Origin of the sequence: Acinetobacter sp. IK31 (assembly GCF_035615195.1) — a bacterium.
Lineage (GTDB): Bacteria > Pseudomonadota > Gammaproteobacteria > Pseudomonadales > Moraxellaceae > Acinetobacter > Acinetobacter calcoaceticus_C.
In genome coordinates this window covers 364,188-387,635 of the sequence record NZ_JANBOB010000002.1, presented here as the reverse complement: position 1 = coordinate 387,635, position 23,448 = coordinate 364,188, and the positions used below count along the sequence as shown (strand labels likewise).

The window sequence follows — 23,448 nt, the reverse complement described above, 5'->3', positions numbered from 1 at the left end:
TATTCCTTATTTTATCTCTGTTATTAACGATGAATACGTAAACGGTATTGGAACGTATCACCTGAAAAATAGAGATATTCATAGTCAATCGGTTGCCCATTTGCATCGTGGGTCAAGCGTTCTACGCGTAATATAGGTGTACCTAACTCCACTTGGAGTAAAGCCGCTAACTCTTCATCAGCTACTGTGGCATCAATGCTTAGATCAGCATGCCCCAGTGGGATACCGCACTCTTCTTCGAGGGCTTTAAAAATATCGGTAGTACGTAAATCAATCGCTTTCTCTTTAAGTTTTAGCCCAATATGTTCTGGTAAATAGGTCAACTCATAGGAAACCGGCTGGCGGTTTAGCAAACGAACACGTTGAATTTCATATACATTGGCTTTAACAGGTAGTTTCAATTTCGGTACGACATGCACAGGAATTTGCTTAAGCTCAGCCGAGATAACCCTGTTCAAAATTTCATGACCCGCAGATGACATTGCTTCAGCAAAGCCTTGTAAATTTGAGATGTTCTGGAAGGTTTTTGGCTTACTTACAAAAGTTCCTTTGCCTGGAACTTTGAAAATGTAGCCCTCTAACTGTAATTGAGTTAATGCCTGACGAACTGTAATTCGACTCACACCAAACTGTTCAGCAAACTCATTTTCAGATGGAATTTGGCTAAGAACAGCATATTCACCATTTACGATTTTATTGAGAATGAGTTCCCTTAACTGATCGTAAAGAGGTTTATGATTTTTTGAATCTTGGGGGAGCTGGCTCATGCTGCACAACCTGTTATAACAACTTGAGCAAATAATGTATAAAATGTTTCTGTAGTGGAAATAATTTAAAGCGATAACTTTAGTTGAAAATATAATTTTTATTAATTTCAAAGTGTTGATATACATAAAAACGTAAGATTGAAAAAATGATCATCAAAAGTACATCTGGCTTTGCTATGCTGTTAAAAATAATTTGGCCTTTCTAAAGCAAATATTTTTATAAATTAAGTTCTATTTTAAAGAGATGGATATGCTACAAAAAGAAGAAACCATCGCGGATGGGCCAGTGGAAAATATCAGTTTCTGGCAAGCTTTTTTATTTTGGTTGAAATTGGGTTTTATTAGTTTTGGTGGACCAGCGGGACAAATCGCAGTCATGCATCAAGAGCTGGTTGAGCGAAAACGCTGGATTTCTGAGAAAAGATTTTTACATGCACTTAACTACTGCATGTTACTACCTGGCCCCGAAGCACAACAATTGGCGACTTATATTGGTTGGCTCATGCATCGAACGGCGGGTGGGCTGGTTGCTGGTATTTTATTTGTATTACCCTCTTTATTCATTTTAATTGGTTTATCTTGGGTTTATATAAAATTTGGAGATGTACCTGTTATTGCTGGAATTTTCTATGGAATTAAACCAGCCGTAACTGCAATTGTATTTCATGCTACTTACCGTATAGGTAGCCGCTCTCTTAAAAATAAATTTTTATGGGGAGTTGCAATTGCTGCATTTTTTGCCATTTTTGTTTTAAAACTTCCCTTTCCTCTTATTGTTTTATCAGCTGGTATTGCAGGCTACTTAGCCAGTAAAAAATATCCTGAGCTATTTTCTTCAGCGGCGGGTCATAAAGCCAGTCAAAAAGATTATGGCCGTGCACTTATTGATGATGATACGCCCACGCCAGAGCACGCTAAATTCCAATGGTCGCACTTAGCTAGACTTATTTTTGTGGCAATCACTTTATGGTTATTACCCCTCTTAGCTTTAGCTTCATATTTTGGATGGCATCATTCTTATACTCAAATGGCATGGTTTTTCACTAAAGCAGCCTTGCTTACTTTTGGTGGTGCATACGCCGTTTTACCTTATGTCTATCAAGGCGCAGTGAATAACTTTGGTTGGCTTTCACCTACTCAAATGATTGATGGACTCGCTTTAGGTGAAACTACACCTGGCCCACTGATTATGGTGGTTGCTTTTGTTGGTTTTTTAGGAGGTGTGAATCATGCATTACTTGGCCCAGAACATCTATTTTTTGCTGGAGCACTGGGTGCAGTCATTGTCACTTGGTTTACTTTTCTTTTTTCATTTGTCTTTATTTTTGCTGGTGCGCCCATTATTGAATCTACCCATAATGAAATTAAATTTACGGCGCCCCTTACTGCAATTACCGCGGCTGTGGTCGGTGTGATTTTAAATCTGGCATTATTTTTCAGTTATCACGTGCTATGGCCCCAAGGTTTTTCTGGACCCTTTGATGTTGTTGCGGCTTTAATTACAGTCGCAGCATTTATTGCCTTATTCCGTTTTGAAATTAATGTGTTATACGTGATTTTTGCATCAGCACTGGTTGGATTGCTGGTTTATCTTTTATAGAAAATTGAACATGAGTCTTTTAACGTAACTGTGAAGGACTCATGCCATAAAACTGTTTAAAGCGATGGCTCAAATGGCTAGCCGAACTAAAACCACATACCAATGCAATATCTTGTAAAGAAAAGTGTGAAGATTTAATAAGTCCTTTCGCCTTCAACAACCGTCTTTGCATGACATATTGGTGAGGTGCCATATTCATAGATTGTTTAAACATATGAGCAAAATGATATTCGCTTAAATTCACAACATTTGCTAAATCAGACAAAGTAAGTGCTTGATCTAAATGATCTTCAATCCAATCTTGAATATATTTAAGTTTATGAGGTGCAAGTCCACCTTTAATGGCAGGCTGTTGCCATTGAACATTGCTATATTTTCGAATTAAATGATTCAGCAATAAACTGGCTGTTGTGCTCATTTGCAAATGATTTGAAGAATCTTGCCAGTCACAATCTAGCAAGAAAAACTGATATAACGCGCGAATCCGTTCGTCATCACTAAATGTAACTTCATTAAGTTCAATTTGATTAGGTTCTTTGTCCCATATTTTTTCCGCGACATCACGCAAATGCTGGTCGGTATAATACAAGTGAACGAATTTAAGCCCACCTCTTATATCCCAAGTCGACTCCTGATGTTCTGGCAATAAGCAAAAACGCCCCGGCCCGCCGCCATTTTTCCAGCCCACAGGTGTTTTTTGATAGCTTTCATAACCATCTTGAATATATAAACTTAAAGTGTGGTGGTCGCTACAGACACTTACACGATCTTGCTGATTAGACCAAAATGCAAGTTGCATATTTTCATCAAGCACCACGGTTTCGTGAAGCTTGGCTTTAGATTGCTGTAGCTGTTCTAAAGTTTGATAGGCCATGCCAATTTAAAACGAATATCATTGAACTTAAGTTAACCATATTCAGCAAAATTGAGCTAGTTTAGATCTATAAAAAACGCAAGATCTTGCATGTACAACACAAGAATATATACGTGAAAAATGAAACATTCCTCGATACTTAAGCTTGGTAATCGAGGATGAATTTATGAATATTTTACTCTATGTTGCAGTGGTGTTGATTTGGGGAACAACATGGATTGGAATTGCCATTCAGAGTCATTATGCAACACCCGTCGTCGCAATTTTGTGGCGTTTTGCCATTTCGGCCTTATTACTTTGGGTAGTTTTACTATTTTCAGGAAAATTACAACGAATTGCTTTTAAAGATCACTTGTTTTGTATGCTGCAAGGGCTTTGTGTTTTTGGGCTAAACTTTATTTGTTTTTATACCGCCGTTAAATATGTAAATAGCGGTTTAGAATCCGTTATTTTCTCGATGGCTGTCTTCTTTAATGCCATTAATGCCCTTATATTTTTTAAACAAAAACCTTCACAAAATTTTGCACCAGCTGCAATTTTAGGCTTAATTGGTATTGTCTTGCTCTTTTGGCATGACCTCATTAATAGCCAGTTTAACGCACAGTTATTAATGGGTATTGGGCTGTGTGCGATAGGTACTTATGGTTTTTCTTTAGGGAACATGATCAGTGTGAGACACCAGAAACGTGGCCTAAATATTTTTTCTACAAACTGTTATGCCATGACCTATGGTGCATTGGTGATGTTAAGTCTGGCTTTATTTACTGGCCAAGATTTAATGCCTCCGATGAATTTTCCATTTTTAAGTTCAGTACTTTACCTAGCTGTATTTGGTACGGTTATTGGGTTTTCAGCTTATTTTTCATTGGTTGGGCGAATTGGTGCTTCAAAAGCAGCTTACAGTACTTTGCTCTTCCCCTTAGTTGCTCTTTCAGTTTCTACGTTCTTTGAAGGATATGAATGGACACTAAATGCTTTAATTGGAATTTTATTCATTTTGCTTGGTAACTACTTAATGTTCAGCAAATTTAAAATTGGTGGAAAATTATTTACTACTCAAAAAAGTTGTGAAAAGCAGGCCTAAAAGCCTGCTTTTTTAAATATTTGTTAAATTAACAATCTTAACTACCATATAAATTGCGACAGCAAACACCATTAATGCAAAGACTTTTTGTACAATTGCAGCTGGAATAAAACGAATGGCTCGACGTCCTAATAACATTCCAGCAGCACATGCGAGAGCAAATGTACTGGTAATGCCTACAGGATAGTGAAAACCCTCTGCAATATGCATCACAATACTCGTTCCACTAATGAGAAAAATAATCATGAGTGAGGTTGCAACAATACTATGCATGTCGAGATTAGTGACTTTTCTAAGTGCAGGTACAATCACAAAGCCGCCACCAACCCCTAACATTCCTGTTAAAAGCCCTGCAATAATCCCGATGCTCGCAAGAACGCTGCCAGTTTTTAAATTCCAGATAAAACGTCCCGTACTTGGGTTCACCTGACACGGAGGATTGTGAAAATCCGATACTCGGTTACTGATGAGTCGATAGCCCACTGTAAACATAACTAAGCTAAACATCAGCATGAGCCAAACAGGAGAAATGGTGTTGGCTATTAAAATTCCGATATGTGCCATAGGTGCGCCAATAATTGCAATCCAGATTGCAGCACGATAACGGACCATCTTTTTAAATAGCCCTTCAATCGTTCCAATCAGTGTAGACAGCGCAACCGCCAATAAACCAATCGGTGCTGCCTGAGCCACGCTCCAGCCTTGACTGGTCATTAGTGCAGGTACAGCAAGAATACCGCCACCGGCACCAGTTAGACCAAGTAAAAAGCCAATCACGATACCTTCAACGACAAGTAATAACATATCAGAAGCCTAAAATTTCATGTTTTGCATTTGCAGTGAACTGCTGTATTTGATGTGGTAAAGTTATTCCTCTCTGCAAGGTTTTAACCACCTTTCAGGGTAAATCTTTGTTGAACTATTCCACTTGAGTACAGCTTTCATCTTCTTGAAAAGCTTTAGCAGCTTCTCCAGACAAAGCGTTGCTTTACTTATCCTCTTCCGCTCAAGCACAGCTTTCGCCTTGCGCTCGGGTAAAGCGTTGCTTTGCTTAACCTCTTCCGCTCAAGCACAGCTTTCGCCTTGCGCTCGTACAAAGCGTTGCTTTGCTTAACCTCTTCCGCTCAAGCACAGCTTTCGCCTTGCGCTCGGGTAAAGCGTTGCTTTACTTATCCTCGCTCAGGTTTGACCATCCATTCGCGGCCTTTGAGCATGCCTTGCCAGTAAATCGGCGGTAAAATCTGTTCTTTAAGTAGCCATGCCAATCGAGATGGTCTTTGCCCATCAATCACCCACTTCGGAAAACTCGGAAGTAACTTGCCGCCGTAGCCAAACTCAGCCAGAACGATTTTTCCTCGTTCTACGGTCAGTGGACATGAGCCATAGCCGTTATATTCACAAAAGTTTTGCTCACATTTAAGTTGTGCTAGAACATTTACAGCCACTATCGGAGCTTGGGCACGTGCCGCAGCAGCAGTCTTGGCATTAGGCGCATTCATCACATCACCTAAAGCAAAAATATTGGCATGCTGTGTGTGTTGTAAGGTTTGAGGATTCACACTCACCCAGCCTGCGTCATCTGTGAGGGTACTTGCACGAATAAAATCAGGCGCTTGTTGTGGTGGAACCACATGCAACATATCGAAATCGGTCTCGACCAATGCTGCATTTTCATCATTCACAACTTTGAACCATGCTTTTTTTGCAGGTCCATCTACTTTGACAAGTTGATAGTTAAAGTGCAGTTCAGAACCATATTTTTCGACATATTGCATCAGTGCAGGTACATATTCTTTCACACCAAATAAAACACCGCCGGTGTTATAAAAGTGAATTGAGATATCTTTAAGTTTGCCTTGCTTTAACCAATAGTCGGCCGAAAGATACATCGCTTTTTGAGGAGCACCAGCACATTTAATCGGCATAGGTGGTTGGGTAAAGATTGCTTTTCCGTGGTTTAGTTGTTGTACCAGTTCCCATGTGTAAGGTGCCAAGTCATAGCGATAGTTAGAGGTCACCCCATTTTTACCAAGGGTTTCGACTAGGCCTTCAATCCCATGCCAATTCAGTTTTAAACCGGGACATACGACCAACGCTTTATATTGAATGGGTTGGCATCCTTCCAGAATAACCTGATTGTGGTCGGGGTCGAATCCAGCAACAGCAGCTTTCATCCATTTCACTTTGGATGGAATCACACTTGCCATTGAACGTGCTGTTACTTGCGGCTTAAAAATACCGGCCCCTACCATGGTCCAGCCGGGTTGATAATAATGCGTATCTGCCGGATCAATAATGACAATATCTAAGTTTGGTTCACGACATAAGAGACTAGATGCAACAGAAATTCCAGCTGCTCCAGCACCAACAATCACAACGCTATAGCAAGGAATCGTTGCTGATTCATGATCACGTTTTAAAATACGTGGCACTAAGCCTTTTAGGTTAAATCCAAGTTTATGACCTGTTTCGACTAACAGAGCTGCATCTTTTGGGTCAACTTCGGCCAAAGCCCATAAACTGATTGCACGCATGCCAGAGCGGCAATACGCTAAAACAGGTTTCTGGGCATTCTGATAAAACTGCTTAAAATCGTTCACTTGCTGATCGGTAATTTTGCCACTTGTCACTGGCTGATAAATGACTTGTATACCTAACCTTTGTGCTGCTTCTTCAATTTCAATCACATTGGGTTGGTCTGCACCTTCTCCATCTGGACGGTTACATATCAAAGTTTTTACTCCCTGATTTGCAATTTTTGCGACCTCATCGGCAGTGATTTGACCAGCAACATAAAAATCTTGATTAATTTGTTTGAGTTCCATATTGCCACCTTAAAATTGCGAAGTTGAGCCACAAGCTTGATTGGCAGGTAATGCTTTATCGATCTGTTTTGGATATGGCAGATTTAAATTATTCATCAATTTAATAAAATCTTCACGCGAGCGATTCTGTCCTAAACGTGAATTCTTTAAGCGCTCATTACCAATAGTCGAAGACAGGCGACCTTTATAATCATGTCCCGGATAAACAATAGTATCGTCAGGCAAACTAAAAAGTTGTTTATGAATACTGTCATAAAGTGTGCCAGTATTACCCGCTTGGAAGTCAGTTCGACCACAACCATCAATTAATAATGCATCACCAGTAAAAACCATATTTTCAACCAGATAACTCGTACAAGCATTGGTGTGACCTGGTGTATAGCGTGCTTCAATATTGAGATTGCCCAGTTTAAGCATGCAACCATCTGTAATTAAAATATCTCCGCAATTTACACCTGAGTTTCGATGTAAAACCGATTTGCAATGGAAGCGTTCACGCAGCAAATTCGCAGCCGTAATATGGTCGGCATGAACATGGGTGTCTAAGGTATATATGAGTGTAAATTGAGGCTGCTCTAATTCTTTTGCATAAATCTCTATATCTGATGCGACAGGGTCAATTAAAACGGCCTCTAATGTTTCTTCGCATGCAAGCATATAGGTATAAGTCGAACTTTCTTGCTCAAAAAACTGCTTAAAGAACATGGTTTATAACCCCAATAATTTATTTCTTTCCTATATTTTGCAAATAAGATGCCAATTATTTTAATTTAAATAATAAACATAAAAATCAAAAAGTTAAAATAATAAATAAAATTAAAGTTAGAAAATAAACTCAGCTTGATGTTCCTATGAAACTCAAGTATGTTTCAATGAAACGATTATGAAACACAGATAATGGCAAAGTTAAATTTTGAGTCAGAACAAGATTTTTTTATTCTATTTGAGCAATTAAAAGCTTTATTCCCAAATGCGAGCCTGTTTTTAGCTGATATCACGACTCAAGCAATTCACTATAAATTTAATACGGATGATATTTCTGTCGAGAGCATAGCCGCACTGACTCAAGATCATCACAATCAATATCTTGAAATTAATACTCATAAAGTTAAAAAACGATTTATCTATCAAGAGCATGATATTTATATTAAAGAGAACCATTTTATTGGGAAGCTACATATTTTACAGCCAGTTGGCATAGAAGAAGATTTTGCTAATCAAGTGCAATTAACAGAGCAGTTACAAGACTTAGCCAAGGTTTTTAATAGTTGCTCACCAGAAATGACCCGAATGTTTTCAATCATTCAAAGAGTAGCCATTACCGAATTTCCAGTGCTTGTCCGCGGTGAATCTGGTAGTGGCAAAGAGCTTGTGGCAAAAGCGATTCATGATTATAGCCAGCGTAAAAATAAGATTTTTGTAGCTATTAACTGTGCAGCTTTAAATTCTAATATTTTAGAAAGCGAACTGTTTGGGCACGTTAAAGGCGCTTTCACCGGAGCAATTCGCGACCATAAAGGTGTGTTTGAACGTGCAGCAGGCGGAACTCTTTTTCTTGATGAAATTGCCGAGATTCCTTTAGAACTTCAAGCTAAATTATTACGGGTGTTAGAAACAGGCGAAGTTACCCCAGTCGGCGGTGAAAAACCGATTCAAGCCAATGTCCGCATTATTACGGCAACGCATAAAGCTCTGCGTGAGGAAGCTAAGGCTGGGCGTTTTCGTCACGATCTACTCTATCGGTTACGTGTGATTCCAATTTTTATACCGCCACTTAGAGAACGAAAAGTCGATATTCCACTCATTGTCGATCAGATTTTAAAAGAAAGCTCAACTCAACTCGACACAATGCCTCGTCACGTCAATCAAAAAGCCATGCAAGTTCTACTGAATTATGACTGGCCAGGGAATGTTCGTGAGCTTAAAAACACCTTGCTTTATGCGTTAACAATGGCCAATGGTAAGGTCGAAATTGAAGTTGAAGACTTACCAAATGAACTCTTAAATGCTGAGGATTACGTTAAATTGCCAGAGACAAATACGGAACTTAATCCGGAAAATGTGCAAGCAGCTTTAGAAAAATATAATCACAACCTGAATATGGTTGCCAATATTTTTGGGATTAGCCGTACAACACTTTGGCGTTATCGACAAAAACATAAGCTTTAGGGAGGTATTTATCTAATCTAAGGCGTATCATACTGCTCTTGGTTAGGTTCGTTTGTTCAAAGGCTTTATATGATTGTCCGTGATAAAAGCAATGTATTTAAATTATTATTTGCTTGGAAAGGAACGATTTTGCCGAAGGTTCTGCCTGCGCTGAGCATTGTTATTCTTATTTCAGCATTGATCGTTTTTCTTTCTTTTTATCATGTCATTCAAATTCCGACAGTTCCCGCAATTGGATTTACCATTTTTGGCGTCATTCTTTCTATTTGTACGGGCTTTAGAAATAATGCGTGTTATGACCGTTGGTGGGAAGGACGAAAACTCTGGGGTGCTTTAATTGCAAATGCGAGGCATATTGTCAGAGACAGCCATGTTTTATCAGATGAACAACGTGAGCATTTAATTCATCAGGTACTAATTTTTAGCAATTTATTACGTGATCGACTCCGTCAGCAAACTGTTGAACCGACCCAATTTCTTGAACATGCCTATTTAAATAACTCTTCACTTGATTATTTAAATGAGCATATTAATGCCCCACAATTTGTCTTAGAAAATATTCAAAAAGATTTGGTTAAAGTGCTTAAAAATGGCGAGATTAGCGATATTATCTACAGCACACTGAATCGTCATATTGTGGAGTTAGGCAATATTCAAGCAGGTTGTGACCGAATTGCTGGGACACCTTTGCCCTATTCATATTCTGTCTTACTCCACCGTGCAGTTTATTGCTTTTGCTTTATTTTACCCTTTAGCTTAGAAGCAACTTTAGGCATCTGGACACCGCTTATTGTTGGCCTTATCGCTTATATGTTTTTAGGTTTAGATGCCTTAAGTGCCCAAATTGAAGAACCTTTTGGTTTGCAAGAAAATGATTTACCGCTTGATTCAATTGTTCGCCTGATTGAACGAGAATCTTTAAGCTCTTTAGGGCAGCCATTACCGCCTATTATTGAAGCCAAAAATAATAATTTACTTTAATAAAAAAGAGCGAATCATCGCTCTTTTTTATGGGTTTATCATTTCATTTATGGCTGTACAATAATTTTAACCGCCGACTCATTATTATGAATTAAGGTCTCAAAACCTTGTGAAATCAAATCGTCCAGTTGAATACGCTGAGTGATGAAAGGCTCTAAATTTATTTTACCCTCTTCGACCAGTTTAATGGTTTCTTGATGGTCATTTACGTAGGCAATTGTGCCTCGTACATCAAGCTCCTTCATTACTACACTATGCACATTAATTGATGCTGGATGGCTCCAAATCGAAACAATCACAATGACTCCAGTCGGTCTAGTTGCAGTCACCAAAGTATCTAATACTTTATTAACGCTACTACATTCAAACGCAACATCGACGCCATCACTATTGGTGATCTTCATAACCTCAGAAACCACATCAACTTCTGACGGGTCTAAAATATAATCTGCAACTCCTGACTCTTTTGCTTTTTCCTTACGTTTTGCACTCAACTCGGTAATGATAACGGTAAGACCTTTCGCCTTTAAAATTGCCGAAAGTAGTAAACCAATTGGCCCTGCACCACCAACCAGAGCAATATCACCAGCTTTGGCCCCACTTCGTACAAAAGCATGATGACCAACCGATAACGGCTCGATTAAGGCAGCTTGATCCAGTGGAATTTTATTGGAAATTGGATGTACCCAACGACGCTTAACTGCAATTTTTTCCGACAAACCGCCACCACGACCACCTAAACCAATAAAGTTCATATTTTTGGAAAGATGATAATTATCTCCCGGTCCAGTCGGAACATCCTCGCCCACAATATAAGGCTCTACGACCACATGCTGACCTACTTCAATATCATCAACACCTTCACCTACGGCATAGACGACACCTGAAAACTCATGTCCCATGGTGATTGGAGCAGATTCGCCTGAAATAGGATGAGGATGTCCACACGGTGGAATAAAAATCGGTCCTTCCATAAATTCATGCAAATCTGTACCACAAATTCCACACCAAGCAACCTTAATACCTACGGTGCTGGGAGTGACTTCTGGTTCTGGGATATCTTCAATACGGATATCACCTCTGTCATAAAAACGTGCTGCTTTCATTATTATCTCCCTCAAATCAGGATGTCGTTTTAACGATAGACAATTCCGCCGTCCGTTAAAATCGATTGACCCGTAATGTAATCTGAATCTTCACTTGCCAGAAAAGCAACTAATGCAGCTACATCCTCTGGCGTTTGGGCTCTACCTAAAGCAATGCCTTCTACATATTTTTTATAGGTCTCACCTATAGCCGCACCGGTAATTTCAGCAAACCGTTTATCGATTTCAACCCACATGTCGGTTCCGACAATTCCAGGGCAATATCCATTTACCGTAATACCTTGACTGGCATATTCTTTTGCGGCGGCTTGGGTAAGCGCACGTACTGCAAACTTGGTAGCAGAATAAACACCCAGCAAAGCAAACCCATTGTGGCCTGCAATTGAGCAAGCATTAATAATTTTACCTTTATGTTGGCGTTGTTTAAATTTTGCAGCAGCAGCCTGTATTCCCCACAGTACACCGCCAATATTGATATCAACGATTTTATGAAATTCATCTGGTGTGGTATCTGCAATCGCCTGAACCTGAGCAATACCAGCATTATTAATCATGACATCAAACCCACCAAGCGTTTGCTCAGCATGATTTATAGCGGCATACACTTGCTCGCGGTCACTGACGTCGGCAATAAATGTGCTCGCATTTACACCTAAAGCCTGAATTTCCTGTTGCACATCATTCAGTCGATCTTGTTTCATATCAACTAATGCAATGTGTGCTCCTTCTTGCGCTAAGCGTAGGGCAATCCCACGGCCAATGCCTTGAGCTGCCCCTGTTACTAAAGCGACTTTATCTTTTAATCCCTTAACCATGTTCAACTCCTGTAAATGCAGAATTTCTACATATGAATCGCTCGTTGCATTGAAGCCAAAATGGACTCATGCATGGCTTCTGATAATGTTGGATGTGGGAAAATGACTTGAGCTAGACTTTCATCAGTCGCTTCTAGATATTTAGCAATCGCAAAGCCTTGAATATGTTCGGTGACTTCATGGCCCACCATGTGTGCACCAAGTAGCTCGCCCGTTTCTGCATGTATCACTGTTTTAACGAAACCTGACGCATCTCCAATTGCCAAAGCTTTGCCATTCGCTGATAAAGAAAATTTACCAATTCGTACAGGTAAGCTCTGCGCTTTGGCTGCATTTTCCGTTAAACCAATGCTAGCCACTTGTGGATGAGTAAAAATACAACCCGGTATTTGGCTGCGGTCGAGTGAATGCACACTTGCCACGCCAGCAATTTTTTCGACACATATCATGGCTTCATGACTTGCTTTATGGGCAAGACACGGCGCTCCTGCCACGTCACCAATTGCGTAGAGACCAGCCACATTGGTTTTACAATAGTCATCAATTGCCACAAAACCTTGCGGAGTGAACTCAACGCCTAAATATTCAAGTCCTAAATTAGTCGCGTTAGGCTGTACACCAATTGCCGAAAGCACACGGTCAAAAATGATCGTTTGAACATCATTTGCAGTTTCAATTACACAGTGGACCTGACCATTTTCAATTTGAATGCTTTGAATTACGGCACCCGTTAGGACCTTCATTCCTTTTTGTTCAAACTGTTTTCTGACAAATTGAGCAACTTCTGCATCTTCAGTCGGTAAGATTTGTTTAGCTAAATCAATAAGTGTGACCTGACACCCTAAGTCTTGATAGAGGCTGGCAAACTCACTACCAATTGCACCCGAACCAACGACGAGTAAGCTTTTTGGCAGTTCTTCTGGAATAAGTGCTTCTTTATAACTCCAGACATACGTTCCATCGACAGGAAGTTGAGGAATATGTCGGGCTTTTGCACCAGTTGCTAAAATAATATGTGGTGCACTTAAAGCCTGACTTTTACCTTGAGCATCGGTCACTTCAATTTTTTCTTTAGCCGTAAGTTGGGCGCGACCATTAAATACAGTGACCTGATTCTTTTTAAGCAAGTAATCTATGCCCTGTACCAACTGTGCCGAAACTTGACGGCTATGTTGCACAAGCTTTTGAATATCAAAATCGAGTTGGGATACCTGAAAGCCAAACTGTCCAGCATGTTTAAACTGAGTGGCAAGTTCTGCCCCTGCAAGCAAAGCTTTAGTTGGAATACAGCCCCAATTCAGGCATATTCCACCTAAATGTTGCTTTTCTACAATTGCGGTTTTTAGCCCGAGCTGGGCTGCACGAATTGCAGCCACATATCCACCCGGTCCCGCACCAATCACAATCAAATCGAATTGAGTTTCTGACATGCGGGTTCTCCTACACCAAAATTAAAGCTGGATTTTCAACAAACTGCTTAAAGCTGGCCAAGAACTTTGCACCTACAGCACCATCAATAACTCTGTGATCGCAAGACAATGTTGCCGTTACAATCTCACGAACCACTACATTTCCATTTTCAACAACAGCACGTGGTTCTGAAGCACCCAATGCCATAATTGCACCTTGCGGTGGATTAATAATCGCGTCAAATTGTTTAACGCCAAGCATACCTAAGTTGGAAATGCTAAAGCTGCCTCCCTGAAATTCATCAGGTTGTAACTTGCCGGTTTTGGCACGCGTTGCCAAATCACGCATGTCATCGGAAATCTGTGCTAAAGACTTCTGATTGGCGGCTTTCACAATTGGTGTAATTAAACCGTTTGGAATCGCCACAGCCACCGAAATATCGGCTTGTGAAAATTGCAAAATTGACTGTGTTGCTTCATCAAACTGAACATTCACTTCAGGCACTTTAATGAGTGCTGCTGCAGCGGCTTTAATCAGCATGTCATTAATAGAAAGTTTCACCTGTGGAACAGTCTCATTAATCTGCTTACGTAAATTCTGCAAAGCTTCTACGTTTAGATCGACTACAAGACGGAAATGCGGTGCATTACGTTTTGCCGCTTGCAAGCGTGAGGCAATCGCTTTGCGCATACCATTCATCGCGACAGTGGTGATTGTTGATTGCGGTTGAGCCACAGCGCACTGAGCCGATTGTTCATTTACTGCCGTTGGGTTGTTACGGTGGTAAACGGCTTCAACATCTTCTTTGCAGACACGGCCTCGGGTACCTGAAACACGGCAGTCGTTTAGGTTAATACCCCATTGTTTTGCCAAACGGCGTGCAACTGGTGTTGCCAAAACACGGCTATCATCGGCCGTAGATTTAACTACTTTAGCTTGATGTGGTTGTTTAACATCTGGCCACTGGCCTCCAGCAGCTTGTACAGCCTTTTGGATGTCTTGAACGCTAATACGCCCTTCACGACCTGAACCCGTCACTTTTGCCAATTTAACATTATGCTTTTCAGCAAGTTTCAAAGCATGCGGAGTTGCAAAAAACTCATCAGATGCTTGATAGCCTTGTAATGACTCGGGTACATCGTAGTCACCTTTAGCTGCTTTTATAGGAGCTGAAGTGCTTGTTACAATCGTCTGTGGTTGATCTACTTTTTCAGGAACAGGTGCAGATGTTTCCGTTGTACTTGGCTCAGAAGGTGCTTCAGGTGCTTTCGCTGCTGAACCATCCAAGGATGCAATAAACTTCTCAATTTCTTCATCAGAAACTTGGCTTTCAGCACACACAGCAATAAGACCACCTACAGGCAAAGTGTCCCCATCTTTTGCTAAGATTTTACGGAGTGTTCCTGCAAAAGGTGCTTCTAATACATTGACGATTTTTGTGGTTTCAATTTCACAAATTTCATCGCCTTTATTAAAGCTATCGCCTTCTTTAATCAACCATTGGGCAATCGTGCCTTCTTCCATGGATAATCCCCATTTCGGGATCTCCAGCGTTTTAATTTCGCTCATCCTAAGCCTCCAATGTTTTTCGCACAGCTTGCTCAATACGCTCTACACTTGGAATCCATTCTTTTTCTAAAACTGGTGAGAATGGAACAGGCGTATGTGGTGGCGTTACGAGCTCAATAGGCGCTTTTAAATAATGGAAACCTTTTTGTGCAATTAGGGCAGCAACATCATGTCCGAAGCCACAGCGCGCCGCTGACTCATCTACAATCACAACACGCCCAGTTGAAGCGACTGATTCCAAAATCCCTTCTTCATCAAGTGGAGAAATTGTTCGAGGGTCCACCACTTCAACCGAAATACCATCTTTTGACAGTTTGTCTGCTACTTCATTAGCACGATGGACCATCAAACCTAAAGCAATAATAGTTACGTCCGTACCTTCTCGGGTGTAATTCGCAACTCCAAAAGGAATGGTATAGGCTTCATCTGGAACGTCACCTTTAATGTCATAGAGCATTTTATGTTCACAGAACACGACAGGATCGTCATCTCGAATTGCTTGAATTAATAGCCCTTTCACGTCGTATGGACTAGATGGAACCACAACTTTTAAGCCCGGAACCGCGGCAAATACGTTATAAGGTGATTGAGAATGCTGAGCTGCTGCAGAAAAACCCGCGCCAATCATGCCGCGGACAACCATTGGCGCTTTTGCTTTGCCACCAAACATATAACGGAATTTAGCGGCTTGGTTATAGAGCATGTCATGGCACACGCCGTAGAAATCCATAAACATTAGATCGGCAACAGGACGTAAACCTGTTGCAGCAGCACCAGCCGCCATACCAATAATTGCTGATTCGGTAATCGGGGTATCAATAACACGTTCCGAGCCAAACTCTGTCCACAAACCTTTGGTTACACCCAGTACACCACCAAAGCCTTCAAGCTGGTTATCTTCGGTATTTTTACCGCCATGTCCACCACGCACATCTTCCCCCACAACAAATACAGTGGGGTCACGGCGCATTTCTGATTCAATGGCTTCTTTAATTGCATTACGAAAACTTTTATTTGGCATCTTTACTATTCCTTTAGTAAGAGACATAGACGTCGGTAAGGAGTTGTTCTGGTTGTGGGTATGCCGCAGCACGAGCTTTAGCAACTGCATCATCAACATTTGCCTTAGAGGCTGCATCTATCTCGTCTAGCTTGGCTTCATCAATTTTGCCTTTGACTTTTTCTCGGAAAATTTTCAAAGGATCTTTATTTTCTTTGATGAAATCGACTTCTTCTTTAGAACGAATCAATCCGGGATCACCTTCGAAGTGTCCATAAAAACGGTTAGTAATGGTTTCTATAACGCTTGGGCCTTCACCACAGCGCGCACGTTCAATAGCAGTTTGAGCCGCTTCATATACAGCAAAGAAATCGCTACCATCGACTTTAACTGCCGGCAAACCGAAACCTGCCGCACGGCCCGCAATGTCTTTACTTCCTACCGCGTAGTCATGGCCTGTCCCCTCACCAAACCCGTTATTCTCAAAGACAAAAATCACAGGAAGCTTAAGTACAACAGCCATGTTCATTGCTTCAAAAGTAAGACCTTGGTTTGAACCGCCGTCACCGGTAAAAGAAAGCCCGACACCACCAGTTTTTAAGGTTTTAGCTGTTAGCGCTGCACCAATTGCCAAAGGAGGCCCACCACCCACAATCCCGTTGGCTCCGAGCATGCCTTTATCTAAATCGGCAATATGCATAGAACCGCCTTTTCCTCGGCAAAGTCCGTCATCTTTACCGAAAATTTCCAGCATCATGCCATGAATGTCACAGCCTTTGGCAATACAGTGCCCATGACCACGATGGGTTGAAGTGATATAGTCTTTATCTGTTAAATTTTCACAAATACCGACTGCCACAGCCTCTTCACCACTATATAAGTGAATAAAGCCGGGAATATCACCATTGGTATTTTCTTCGTGAAGTCGATCTTCAAATTCACGAATATCACGCATACGTTTATATGCTGCGAGTAATTGCTCTTCCGTTAATTGCATATCCTTTTCCTTTATTATCTTGATTTTAAGAAATCAACCAAGTTTCAAGCGAAAATGCTAGTTCGCTATAAATAATTAAACTCAAAATCAACAATCAATCTATTAGACTAAAAAGTTTTTAATTAAAATAATTCCAATTAAACCATTAATTTCAAAAACTTAACCATTGAAAATATTTTTTGAATTTTTTTATATTTTTCATTTAGTTGTAAAACAAACCTTTAACCAACCTTTATTATTTTATAATACTCGCCACACTCTGTATTTATAATTAATTGCAATTTATTAAAATGATTTTAATAGGACTTTAATTTTAAAAATCAGAGTTTAATTAAGTTTTAAAAAAATGGAATTAATAATATGGATTTTAAAAGACAAGTAGAAACTGGTATTAAATTAAGAGGTGCTGATAAAGTATCTCGTATTCCCATTAAGGTTATACCTACACAAGATTTACCAACTAAACCTGAGTGGATTAGAGCAAAAATTACAGATTTTGAAGAAATTAAACGTATTAAAAATCTGTTGCGTCAGCAAAAGTTACATAGCGTTTGTGAAGAGGCTGCATGTCCAAATTTACCGGAATGCTTTGGCGCCGGTACAGCAACATTTATGATTATGGGTGATATCTGCACCAGACGTTGCCCATTCTGTGATGTCGCTCATGGTCGCCCAAAACCTTTAGATGAAAATGAACCTAAACATTTGGCTGAAACGGTCGCTAACCTAAACTTAAAATATGTAGTGATTACCTCTGTAGACCGTGATGATCTACACGATGGTGGAGCTGCACATTTTGTAAAATGTATTGAAGAGATCAGAAAGCGCTGTCCAGAAACCCTAATTGAAATTTTGGTCCCCGATTTTCGCGGTCGTTTAGAGACAGCTATTTCGACTTTGAGCTTATCTCCTCCAGATGTGTTTAATCACAATATAGAAACTGTTCCACGTTTATATAAAGCCATGCGCCCCGGCTCAGACTATCAGCATTCGTTAGAGTTATTAAAACGTTTTAGAACCTATTGCCCCGATATCAAAACCAAATCTGGTTTAATGGTTGGATTAGGAGAAATCGAGGCAGAAGTGCTTGCCCTACTGAACGATTTGAAAGACTATCAAGTTGACCTTGTGACCATTGGGCAATATTTGCAACCTTCAAAATCACATGCACCTATTCACCGATTTGTAAATTTACAAGAATTTGAAAGATACACTCAGCATGGTAAACGACTAGGTTTTAAAAATATTTGGAGTGCCCCTATGGTCCGTTCTAGCTACTTTGCTGACCGACAATATTTTGGAGAAACTGTACCAAAACCTTTTAGTCGACAAGATGTCTTATCTTAAGGATCAGGTAATTAACAAAACTTATCCAATAGGCTAATGGTCAACCCTTTTAAAATTATTTAAGGTAAGGAGACAACTAGGAAATAGTCACAATAAAAAAGTTATAACTGTTGAGCGGCTACGGATACGCCATTTCAATGATAAAGGAATTTCGATATGGATATGTCAGAACAATTATCATCGCCTTTTATGGATAATACTCCGTCCTTCTTTCGGCCGGAAAAGTCATCTCATGCTCAATATTTAGGAAAAAAGCCATCAGTTGACCTTGAAGCAGCTCCTATATTTGACTTAAGTGAAGAATGGGAACATTCATTATTCGGACGTTCTATTCATGAGTGTCACCGAAACTTAATGCACATTGCCGAAGATGCTGATATGGCAATTGGTGTGACAGATCCTCATGGCACTCTGCTATGGACATGGAGTAGTCATCCTATGCGTTCATCGGCAGAGCAAGTTCATTTTGTTGAAGGCGGCCAGTGGTCTACTCAAGCAGTTGGGCAAAATGCCATTGGTTTAGCATTAAATACTCATTCAGCTAACTGCGTTTACTCACATGAAAACCAAATGAATAGTGTTAGAGATTGGGTCTGTTACGCTGCACCGATTACCGACACGCAGACAGGCCAATTTTATGGGATTATGAATTTGTCTACAAAATCTCATAAGCATAACTCGTTAGGTCTTTTGGCAGTTGAACGCTGTGCTGACATTGTTAAACAAGCGATTCAGCTTCACCAAAAAAATATTTTATACATTAAGGCTTTCGGCACTCCAAAGATTCAATATAACCAACGCAGCCTGACATTAACTCAACGTCAAATTGAGATTTTGTGTATTCTGACGCTATGCCCAGAAGGTATTAATCTTGAAGAATTACACTATGCTTTATATGGTGATCGACCAGTAAGTACCACGACGTTAAAAGCAGAACTTTCACAACTCAGAAACTTAATTCCCGATGTGATCGAGTCTCGTCCATATCGACTTAACTGTGAAATTCAATGTGATTTTTTAATGGCAGAACAAGCATTAAACCTAGGCTTCACAGCAACGACATTAACTCTTTATAGAGGGAGCTTTTTAGCTAAGTCAGAAAGTCCGTTTTTATGTGCATGGAGAGACTGTTTCGACGCTCGTTTAAGCCACGTAATTTATCAAATTGAAGATGTCGATCAGTTATTACGTGTTGTAGGCCGAGTCCCAGACCGTGTAGATGCAGTAGAGCGTTTGCTTGAGTTATTACCTGAAGAAACGCCTTATCGAGCAAAACTTTTAAAATTACTTGAATAAATATAAAAAGGGAGAAATACACATAGATATTCCCCCCCCCTTTTTTAAGGTGAGATCAAGCAGAAGCTTGAAGCTGTACCTTATAGCAATCATCCAAGGCTAATTCATAATAGCGCAGCCCTTCTTCAGCCGCATGAAATGCTTTTTTCTGCCAGTCAGAACGATCATTGCACAACCTTTTAATCAGCTCCATAGCCTCATAAGGATGTAAATCATCGTAGTGAGCATGTGCACGCAACCAAGCTAAAGAACGTTTATTAATGGACACTTGCGGGTGATCGGTATAGGTGTGAATACCTTTGTATACTTGAATAGACCAATCCCCCGTCGCCCATTCAATTGCAAGATTTGTTGCAGCAAGGCATTCCGCCAAATTACCACGGTGGCTCATATTCCATAAAAAATGATTCACTGCATTCATCGCAGCTGGCGGCCGTACATGGTCGAGTTCATCAAGAGTTAAGCCAAAACCTCCAGCCCAATCACGATACCATTGTAAATGCCGCTCTTCTACCTTGATATTTTGAATTAACCAATCTCGTGCTTCTGTAACCCCAGGTTCAGAAAACCCCGTTGCTTTGGCTAATGCTCCAGCCATGTATGACGGGAAATGGGCAACCAATGGATAAAAGTTAAGTAAGGCATAGCGAAAACTATCTAGGCTCAATCCCCCATTGGCCATTTCCGTAAAAAACGGATGTTTACTTACTCGTTCTTTCACTGGTAGCAGATCATCCCAGAACTGCTGTGACCATTCATTATGCGGCGTAATTTCTAAATGCATTCCATATTGATTTAGAGCAGTCATTGCTAATTTTCCTATTTATATGACAGCAATCATCTGTATTTCACGCTATAAGTCTATCCGAAAATGATAAAGATACAATCGTTAATCGACCATTTGTAACTTTTTTCGATGGATTGTGAATCTTTAGATACTTACTACGCTAATCATTGAAATGTCGTGATTTTTATCACATTTAACATAGATAAAAATCATTACTTTTTTAAAAAAACTGTATTATTATTTTGAATAAACCACACATTATATAATCAATATTTTTAGATGGAACTTTACTAAAATAAGTCTCATTTCATGACAACTTCCAATATAGTGAGCATTAATTATGAAGTTGCAAGGTTCCAATATATTGGGACAGGAACAAATAGATTTATTAACCACACGAGGCTTAAACTTCGTTTGGTTCCCAAAGCAGCTTGAAACGATCTATCGTTCTCAATACCAAAATGGTGCTGCCTATGAGTTTCGCTATAGAGCTCCTATTATTTTAATATTATATATATTTTTAAGCTTTGGTATATATCAAGTTTTACCAACTGAACAAGTTTTATCCTGGTTTAGCTATTATTCATGGGTCGGTGTAATAATTACTATTGCTTGGGTTTTATCATTTATTAAAAAATTAAATCAGTATTTTGATTATTATGTAGGAATTGGTTCAGCTTTAGCTGTTGCGATTACTTTTATTTTAATTAACGTCATTGAAAATGGACAAGATAATGTTCTTTTTCATGCAGCAATGATGTATGCCATTGTGATTATTTATGGTGCTGTAGGTATGCGCTTTTATACCGCCATATTTGCTGGATGGATGGGAGGACTTGTTGGAATTCTGGCAAGTAACTACTTAAATGGGGTGATCGACTGGACCTTTTTGAACCGCACTTACACCTTTAGTAGTTTTTTGGGAATGACCCTTGCCTATGCAACTGACCGTCAACATCGAGAAAACTACTTACAAAACTGTATGATTGAGCTGAATCGTATTGAATTGATGCAACAAGCACAGCAACTCTCATTACTTTCACAACAGGATGCTCTCACTGGTCTAGCCAATCGGCGCTATTTAGATGAAACGTTGGATAACGAATGGCGCCGTGCTTTACGTCATGAAACCCCGCTTACTATCATGATGGTCGATATTGATTACTTTAAGTCATATAACGATACATTAGGTCATCTAAAGGGCGATGAATGCTTAAAAGAAATCGCAATTGCTATTTCTTCTATTGCTGCTCGTAGCGGTGATCTGGTTGCTCGTTATGGCGGAGAAGAGTTTTTACTTTTGTTTCCAATGACAAATACTCAGCAAGCCTTGATCCAAGTTGAACGATTGATGAGCGCCATTAATAAAATCGCTATTGAGCATCCATCTAGCAGTGTTTCTGGGTCTGTAACAATTAGTGTAGGTGTTGCCACCACGATTCCACGTTTAAATGATTCAATTTCAGCTTTTGTTGCACGTGCCGATCATGCATTGTATAAAGCAAAAACAAGTGGTCGTAATCAATATAAAATAGCAGTAAATGAAGAACAAATTGTAGATTTAACTTAAAAATTCAGACTTTTATAGTTTCTTTTTTAATTAAAATGAATAGAAATAAACAATTAGCTTTTCCATCCGTGGCAAAGCTAAAATGTAATTTAGAATAAGTACGTACCAAAACCTTTTTTATTTAAGTTTAAACCATTCGTTAAAAATAACTTATATAAACTTAATAAATTTAGCGGCCTTCAATACATTAATATTCAATTTCTAGATAATGAAAATGACTAACTACAGCTAATTTAGTATAGAAAAAAACCACTTCATTAAAGTTCACCTTTCAACCTCTTCCAAAATTTAATTAAAAAGTAAAATAATGAATTTTGTTCTATTCTTTGCGGCACATTGGAAATGGCTTCAGCTGAAAATGGTAAAATTGAAACAATATTCTCATGTATTGTTTCATAATTTGGATAGGCTTCTTTTTTTATTATTTCTATAATTTTTTGTATTTCATCAAGAGATAAATTTAAAAATCTCTTAATTTCTTGAGCTGTTTTTGACTCGATAGATAATAAAGCACAGACTCTAGTGACATTAACAATCTGCTCTGCATGAATATTTTTAAAGTTTGGATAACAAATAAGCTTATAAATAATTTTTGTCTCTAAATGTTCTTTAGATACTATATTCTCATTATTTATTATACGTTCTTGATGGCTTATTTTAAAATATTCATTCTTCTCAATATCTTGTAAAATATTTAGAAGTTCCTGATATCTTATCGGTCTCTTCAAACCATACTGATAACCTTTTAAAAGCTCAGGGTTATTACTTAATACAATCTTAATTTTTTTAGGAATAAGAATATTGGTATAACCACTATCTAAATCAATAATATGTATATCTGGATTGTTTTCACTGTATATCCAATTTCCCAAGAGATGAGATGACAAAGATAAGTCATGAATAACTTTTATCATTGCCTCTAAATTTTTAGGCAATAATCTATCCTTTGACATACAGCCAATTCTATATGTGCTCTGATTCATTGATATTTCCCCAATTTCAATGATGACTTTGAAAATTCTTTGCTTAAAGTAATAAAAATTTAAATATGTAATAAACTTATATAAAGGCAATTTGAGTAAAATTACCTTTAAGAGATAAATATAAATATTTGGTGCAGTAAAAAATTAACAAGATTAATTGCCAAGCTCTACAGATGAATATACTCAAAAATAAATCGCAGAATATTATATTTATATAAATATTATAAGACAAGGAAATAATTTAAAATTTAATTAAACTTAATATAAT

20 protein-coding genes are annotated in these 23,448 nt (G+C 39.1%); 7 read left to right on the top strand and 13 right to left on the bottom strand.

The features are described from left to right. Positions 1-23: 23 nt before the first annotated feature. The gene (locus MSG66_RS02710; RefSeq protein ID WP_133973692.1) at positions 24-767 is read right to left on the bottom strand and encodes a GntR family transcriptional regulator; all 744 of its coding nucleotides are present in this window, start codon (positions 765-767) and stop codon (positions 24-26) included. 250 nt (positions 768-1,017) lie between these two features. Between MSG66_RS02710 and chrA the strand changes: the two genes are divergently transcribed. Continuing rightward, positions 1,018-2,367, top strand: a complete 1,350-nt coding sequence (gene chrA, locus MSG66_RS02705; protein ID WP_324652045.1) for a chromate efflux transporter — start codon at positions 1,018-1,020, stop codon at positions 2,365-2,367. A 19-nt stretch (positions 2,368-2,386) separates the two neighbouring features. On the opposite strand, the gene MSG66_RS02700 is transcribed toward chrA, so the two are convergent. After that, positions 2,387-3,241, bottom strand: a complete 855-nt coding sequence (locus MSG66_RS02700; protein ID WP_042896405.1) for a helix-turn-helix domain-containing protein — start codon at positions 3,239-3,241, stop codon at positions 2,387-2,389. A gap of 166 nt (positions 3,242-3,407) precedes the next feature. Between MSG66_RS02700 and MSG66_RS02695 the strand changes: the two genes are divergently transcribed. Further along, entirely contained in the window at positions 3,408-4,325 is a 918-nt protein-coding gene (locus MSG66_RS02695; RefSeq protein ID WP_324652043.1) for a DMT family transporter, read from the top strand. A 12-nt stretch (positions 4,326-4,337) separates the two neighbouring features. Here the strand turns inward: MSG66_RS02695 and MSG66_RS02690 are convergent, their stop codons facing one another. The 3 genes from MSG66_RS02690 to MSG66_RS02675 all read right to left on the bottom strand — a co-directional run bounded on the left by MSG66_RS02690 (position 4,338) and on the right by MSG66_RS02675 (position 7,855). Then, complete coding sequence (locus tag MSG66_RS02690; protein WP_324652041.1) at positions 4,338-5,129, bottom strand: sulfite exporter TauE/SafE family protein; 792 nt, start codon at positions 5,127-5,129, stop codon at positions 4,338-4,340. A gap of 365 nt (positions 5,130-5,494) precedes the next feature. Further along, positions 5,495-7,150, bottom strand: coding sequence for a TIGR01244 family sulfur transferase (locus MSG66_RS02685; protein WP_420714243.1), 1,656 nt, complete (start codon positions 7,148-7,150; stop codon positions 5,495-5,497). Positions 7,151-7,159: 9 nt separating this feature from the next. Continuing rightward, entirely contained in the window at positions 7,160-7,855 is a 696-nt protein-coding gene (locus tag MSG66_RS02675; protein ID WP_324652039.1) for an MBL fold metallo-hydrolase, read from the bottom strand. Positions 7,856-8,047: 192 nt separating this feature from the next. Between MSG66_RS02675 and MSG66_RS02670 the strand changes: the two genes are divergently transcribed. Together MSG66_RS02670 and MSG66_RS02665 are read left to right on the top strand one after the other, a co-directional pair. Further along, positions 8,048-9,319, top strand: coding sequence for a sigma-54 dependent transcriptional regulator (locus MSG66_RS02670; RefSeq protein ID WP_324652037.1), 1,272 nt, complete (start codon positions 8,048-8,050; stop codon positions 9,317-9,319). Positions 9,320-9,388: 69 nt separating this feature from the next. Continuing rightward, a complete protein-coding gene (locus tag MSG66_RS02665) occupies positions 9,389-10,300 on the top strand; it encodes a bestrophin family protein (protein ID WP_262471804.1) in 912 nt (303 codons plus the stop codon). 47 nt (positions 10,301-10,347) lie between these two features. Here MSG66_RS02665 and MSG66_RS02660 read toward each other — a convergent pair whose 3' ends face one another. Genes MSG66_RS02660 through MSG66_RS02635 form a run of 6 tightly spaced genes read right to left on the bottom strand, consistent with a single transcriptional unit; the run spans position 10,348 to position 17,197 of the window. Then, positions 10,348-11,406 (bottom strand): 2,3-butanediol dehydrogenase, encoded by a 1,059-nt coding sequence (locus MSG66_RS02660; protein WP_324652034.1) that lies wholly within the window; start codon positions 11,404-11,406, stop codon positions 10,348-10,350. Between the two features lie 29 nt (positions 11,407-11,435). Continuing rightward, positions 11,436-12,221 carry an acetoin reductase gene (locus tag MSG66_RS02655; protein WP_324652032.1) on the bottom strand — a complete coding sequence of 262 codons (786 nt, stop codon included), beginning with the start codon at positions 12,219-12,221 and terminating at the stop codon, positions 11,436-11,438. Positions 12,222-12,247: 26 nt separating this feature from the next. Next, a complete protein-coding gene (gene lpdA / locus MSG66_RS02650) occupies positions 12,248-13,651 on the bottom strand; it encodes a dihydrolipoyl dehydrogenase (protein ID WP_324652030.1) in 1,404 nt (467 codons plus the stop codon). Between the two features lie 10 nt (positions 13,652-13,661). Continuing rightward, positions 13,662-15,200 (bottom strand): 2-oxo acid dehydrogenase subunit E2, encoded by a 1,539-nt coding sequence (locus MSG66_RS02645; RefSeq protein WP_324652028.1) that lies wholly within the window; start codon positions 15,198-15,200, stop codon positions 13,662-13,664. A gap of 1 nt (position 15,201) precedes the next feature. Beyond that, positions 15,202-16,221, bottom strand: a complete 1,020-nt coding sequence (locus MSG66_RS02640) for an alpha-ketoacid dehydrogenase subunit beta (RefSeq protein WP_262471800.1) — start codon at positions 16,219-16,221, stop codon at positions 15,202-15,204. Between the two features lie 13 nt (positions 16,222-16,234). Further along, a complete protein-coding gene (locus MSG66_RS02635) occupies positions 16,235-17,197 on the bottom strand; it encodes a thiamine pyrophosphate-dependent dehydrogenase E1 component subunit alpha (protein ID WP_262471799.1) in 963 nt (320 codons plus the stop codon). Between the two features lie 360 nt (positions 17,198-17,557). On the opposite strand from MSG66_RS02635, the gene lipA reads away from it, so the two are divergent. Both lipA and MSG66_RS02625 read left to right on the top strand, forming a co-directional pair. Then, the gene (gene lipA, locus MSG66_RS02630) at positions 17,558-18,544 is read left to right on the top strand and encodes a lipoyl synthase (RefSeq protein ID WP_324652025.1); all 987 of its coding nucleotides are present in this window, start codon (positions 17,558-17,560) and stop codon (positions 18,542-18,544) included. A 156-nt stretch (positions 18,545-18,700) separates the two neighbouring features. After that, positions 18,701-19,840 carry a transcriptional regulator gene (locus MSG66_RS02625; protein ID WP_324652023.1) on the top strand — a complete coding sequence of 380 codons (1,140 nt, stop codon included), beginning with the start codon at positions 18,701-18,703 and terminating at the stop codon, positions 19,838-19,840. Between the two features lie 55 nt (positions 19,841-19,895). Here MSG66_RS02625 and MSG66_RS02620 read toward each other — a convergent pair whose 3' ends face one another. Next, positions 19,896-20,648 carry a TenA family transcriptional regulator gene (locus tag MSG66_RS02620; RefSeq protein ID WP_042896429.1) on the bottom strand — a complete coding sequence of 251 codons (753 nt, stop codon included), beginning with the start codon at positions 20,646-20,648 and terminating at the stop codon, positions 19,896-19,898. Positions 20,649-20,967: 319 nt separating this feature from the next. On the opposite strand from MSG66_RS02620, the gene MSG66_RS02615 reads away from it, so the two are divergent. After that, positions 20,968-22,197, top strand: a complete 1,230-nt coding sequence (locus MSG66_RS02615; RefSeq protein ID WP_324652020.1) for a diguanylate cyclase — start codon at positions 20,968-20,970, stop codon at positions 22,195-22,197. A 257-nt stretch (positions 22,198-22,454) separates the two neighbouring features. Here MSG66_RS02615 and MSG66_RS02610 read toward each other — a convergent pair whose 3' ends face one another. Further along, positions 22,455-23,180 carry a hypothetical protein gene (locus MSG66_RS02610; RefSeq protein ID WP_075431523.1) on the bottom strand — a complete coding sequence of 242 codons (726 nt, stop codon included), beginning with the start codon at positions 23,178-23,180 and terminating at the stop codon, positions 22,455-22,457. Positions 23,181-23,448 lie beyond the last annotated feature (268 nt).